Origin of the sequence: uncultured Pluralibacter sp., assembly GCF_913775985.1 — a bacterium.
Classification (GTDB): domain Bacteria; phylum Pseudomonadota; class Gammaproteobacteria; order Enterobacterales; family Enterobacteriaceae; genus Pluralibacter.
This window is the reverse complement of record NZ_CAJYMB010000062.1, coordinates 1-3,908: the sequence shown is the minus strand read 5'-3', so window position 1 is coordinate 3,908 and position 3,908 is coordinate 1. Positions and strand designations below refer to the sequence as shown.

The window sequence follows — 3,908 nt, the reverse complement described above, 5'->3', positions numbered from 1 at the left end:
TGAAGTCCGGGAACTCTTCCGGGGTGTCGGTAAAGGTATCTACCGCCAGCCCGCGGGCCGACAGGCCGTACTGGTAGGTGCTGTCCACCGCGCGGAAATAGCTGGCGCCGAGGAAGGAGACAATATCCCGGCGCGCCAGCTCCGGCGCTTTAAACGCGCGAAAACCGGCAAAGCCGAGATCCGTCTGCCCTTCAAGCTGGCGGGTATCGACCCCCGCATCGTTGTATTTGAAAAGCTCCGGACGGAAGTGGATTTCCCGCGCCTGCTGGCTGCGGGGATCGAGCGAGAACATCCGTACCCGGCGGCGAAAGCCCATCCCGACGTGGAAAAACTGAATATCCAGCTGCCTGTCTTCAATGTTATTCCACAGCGAATGCCCGGCGTCGTACTGAATGCTGTTGTAAGCCTGCGGCGTCAGCTCGGCGAGCGTCTTCGGCAGGTCTTTCGGCGCACCGCCCCAGGGCTGGCGGGCCAGATCTTCGGCCATGGTCTGTAACACGGAGTAATCAAAGCGGCGAGTCTGGCCATCAGCAATACCGGCGTCTTCTGCCATTGCAGCCTGAGAGAACAGAGAGGCGATTCCGCCGGAAGCACCGCACGCGGCGGCTACGGCCATTGAGGATTTAAGAAAATGTCTGCGGTTCATACCTGAGAGAGCGTCCTTCTAAAAGAGTTCAGGGGCAACGAACAGAGGGCCCACTCTAGACAAAAAAATCTGATAATCCAATGACCGGCGGGTTAAAAACAGGGAGAAGACGGAAATAAATCATTGCAAGCGTATCAGGCTGAAACAGTTAAAAAACGGAGGTATCTGAAGGTGTTTAAAAACAGGCCCGGCGCAACCACAGCCGCGTCGGGCCTGATATATCAAATTGGAGAAAGCGCTGCGCCGCCCAGCACGCCGCCAATCAGCGCGCCAAGAAGTCCGCCTGCCACTGCGCCGCCTGCGGCACCCGCTGCGCCACCGGCAGCAGTACCGCCTCCCAGAATGGCCCACGGCACAGCCGGCTGCAGCGGTTTCGGCGCGGCCTGGCCGATATTGCCATACAGGCCGCTCAGCCCATCGCCGGTTTTTTCCAGCACATCGCCAAGATTATAGAGTCCATTATTCGACGCAGGATGCGTAATTGCACCAATAATACTGCCCAGCGAATCACCCAGACCCGCACCGCTTACCATTTCCAGTTCGTGAAGTTCTAATTCTTTAATCATAGTGACCTCTGATATAGGGTATATTACAGCCCGAGAAGTTGTTTTGGCAGCGCGCCCCAGGTATTTTCCTGTTCGCCAATGAACTGGTGCGTTTTATCGAAAAACGCCGATATTCCGCCGGGGATATCAATGCCGTTGCTCTGGGATTTAATCACCGCGCCGGTGGTGGACAGCGCATAACCTGCTGCCGGTACGCTGAGTACCGCCGCTGCGCCCAGCGCTGCGCCACCCACCAGCCCCGCAGCCGCGCCGCCTACGGCGCCCACTGCACCGCCGATAAGCCCGCCGCCGATAGCGCCTACCGGGATAAGGACGCCGGTGCCGCCCGCAACCTGACTCTCTTCAAAAGCATTAATTTCTCTCATGCTGTATTCCCTGTGTTTTGCCTGATGAATTAAAATAGAATCACTCCGTTCACCAACCTTATATCCAAAAAATATAAGGCGGAAATTTGAGTCTTTAATGTTCTGCATGACAATCATTAACATCATTCTGGCCCGTTTATTATAACGGCCACTGGCTCCGCTGACGCTGGCAGAACGTAGAAACACGGACTGCGCTAAATATGCGTTTAGCAAAAGACAATAATTTATGTTGTCAGCAGGAACACATTGAAGATACCAGATATATTGCGTCGCAATAATAGAATCTTTATTTATATAATATATTACCGGAGGTATTTAAATTGTATTCCGGCGACAAGTGGATGAATCTATAAAATCTTACCTGGAGGTTAGTAAGGAGTGTCTGCGTTCCGGCAGTTTGGATAATGACGTGAGAACAGCGCGCCCTGCTCAGACGCGCCCACGTTTTTGAGGCGGACGGGGATTCAACCGCAGCCTGCCCCGCCCGGAAGCCCCCGCGGCGGGGGGCGGATTACTTGACGCTGACGTCAATACCCGGGAAATATTTCGCCGCCAGGCGGGTTATCGTTCCGTCGGCGCGGATCTTATCAATGGCGGCATCCAGCTGGCGTTTGGTGGCCTCGTCCCCCTTGCGCAGGCCGAAACCGATCCTGCTGCCGAGGATCGCATCATCCACCACCGGCGCGCCAATAAAGCCAAAACCCTTGCCCTGGGGCTTGCTGAGGAATCCTGCCTGCCCGGCGGCTGACATCACCAGCGAGGCGTCAATACGCCCGTTGAGCAGGTCCGCCCACGCCATATTCTGATCTTTATAAGACACCACGGTGACGCCCTTCGGCTCCCAGTGCGCTTTGGCATACGTCTCCTGAATTGAACCCTGCAGCACGCCGATGGTTTTTCCCTTCAGCCCGTCCGCCGTGGCCTGAACAGCGCTGCCGTTTTTCCCTACCAGCTGGGACGGAATACGGTATATCGGCTGGGTAAAATCGATGCTTTTGCGCCGCTGGTCGGTAATGTTCATCGCCGAGTTAATTGCGTCAAATTTTTTGGCCGCCAGCCCCGGGATCAGCGCGTCAAACGCCCCCTCGACCCAGCTGCACTTCAACTCTGCGGCTTTACATACTGCGTTACCGAGATCGATATCGAATCCTTCCAGCTCTCCCGCGCTGTTGCGGCTTTCAAACGGCGGGTATTCGGCCTCAACGCCGTAGCGCAGCTCGCCGCCGGCAAACGCGGAGAGCGAACAGGCAAACCCCATGCCCAGAATCAGTGTTGCTATTTTCATCGGTTACTCCTGACGAGGTTGAATGCGACATAGCGCCGCAGCACCCTGGCGCAGCGTCGCGTCGTCTTTAGCAAAAGAGAGGCGAATCAGCTTATTGTCCGTGCCGTCGGCATAAAACGCCGACAGCGGGATGGTAGCCACGCCGCGATCCACAATCAGCCGCTTGACCATGTCACTGTCGGCCTCCTGGCTGAAGTGGCCGTAGTCCGCCAGCAGGAAGAACGCGCCGCGGCTCGGCAGCAGGCGAAACGGCGAGTCCTTCAGCAGGGACACGAGGAGATCCCGCTTGTGCTGATACAGCGCGGCCAGCGACAGCCAGCTTTGGGCATCGGCCATGTAATCGGCAAAGGCGTGCTGCATCGGCGTGTCGGCGGAAAACATCAGAAACTGGTGCACCTTGCAGATCTCCGCCATCAGCGCCTGCGGCGCGACGCAGTAGCCCACCCGCCAGCCGGTGACGTGATAGGTCTTGCCGAAAGAGGAGATAATCACGCTGCGCTCCGCCAGCTGCGGATGGGTCGCCATGCCGCGGTGCGGCTCGCCGTCGAAAACCACGTGCTCGTAGACTTCGTCCGACAGAATGATGATGTCCGTATTGCGGGTCAGGGCCGCCAGCTGCTGCAGATCGCCAGCGCCCAGCACCTGTCCGCTGGGATTGTGCGGCGTATTGATGATAATCATCCGGGTGCGCGGGGTGATGGCCGCCTGAACTTCGTCCCAGTCAATGCTGAATGCCGGTACCGTGAGCTTAATCGCCACCGGCGTCGCCCCCTGCAGCCGCACGACCGGTGCATAGCTGTCGAAAGAGGGTTCGAAATAGATAACTTCATCGCCGGGGCGCACCAGCCCGCTGATGGCGGAATAGAGCCCCTGGCTGGCGCTGGCGGTCACCAGCACCTCGCTGTCTGGGTCGTAGCGCGTACCGTACAGCGCCGCAATTTTATCGGCGATCCGCTGCTTCAGTAGCGGCAGGCCGGTCATCGGCGCGTACTGATTGTGCCCGGCCTCCATTGCGCGCGTTACGCCCGCAACCAGCTGCGGATCGC

The 3,908-nt window shown here is 58.0% G+C and carries 5 protein-coding genes; all 5 read right to left on the bottom strand.

Annotated features, from left to right (window positions below; all coding sequences use genetic code 11):
• On the bottom strand, positions 1-646 hold a 646-nt coding region (locus QZ766_RS07255), incomplete at its 3' end, for a glucan biosynthesis protein (RefSeq protein ID WP_297199493.1).
• Between the two features lie 221 nt (positions 647-867).
• Entirely contained in the window at positions 868-1,212 is a 345-nt protein-coding gene (locus QZ766_RS07250) for a hypothetical protein (RefSeq protein ID WP_297199491.1), read from the bottom strand.
• A 23-nt stretch (positions 1,213-1,235) separates the two neighbouring features.
• The gene (locus tag QZ766_RS07245) at positions 1,236-1,577 is read right to left on the bottom strand and encodes a hypothetical protein (RefSeq protein WP_297199488.1); all 342 of its coding nucleotides are present in this window, start codon (positions 1,575-1,577) and stop codon (positions 1,236-1,238) included.
• Between the two features lie 511 nt (positions 1,578-2,088).
• A complete protein-coding gene (locus tag QZ766_RS07240) occupies positions 2,089-2,862 on the bottom strand; it encodes a transporter substrate-binding domain-containing protein (protein ID WP_297199485.1) in 774 nt (257 codons plus the stop codon).
• Between the two features lie 3 nt (positions 2,863-2,865).
• Positions 2,866-3,908, bottom strand: a 1,043-nt coding sequence (locus QZ766_RS07235) for a methionine aminotransferase (RefSeq protein ID WP_297199481.1), incomplete at its 5' end; no start/stop codon positions are given.

Coding starts and splice junctions, on each gene's coding strand:
- QZ766_RS07250 (WP_297199491.1), bottom strand. CDS start 1,212: ATGATTAAAGAATTAGAACTTCACGAACTGGAAATGGTAAGCGGTGCG.
- QZ766_RS07245 (WP_297199488.1), bottom strand. CDS start 1,577: ATGAGAGAAATTAATGCTTTTGAAGAGAGTCAGGTTGCGGGCGGCACC.
- QZ766_RS07240 (WP_297199485.1), bottom strand. CDS start 2,862: ATGAAAATAGCAACACTGATTCTGGGCATGGGGTTTGCCTGTTCGCTC.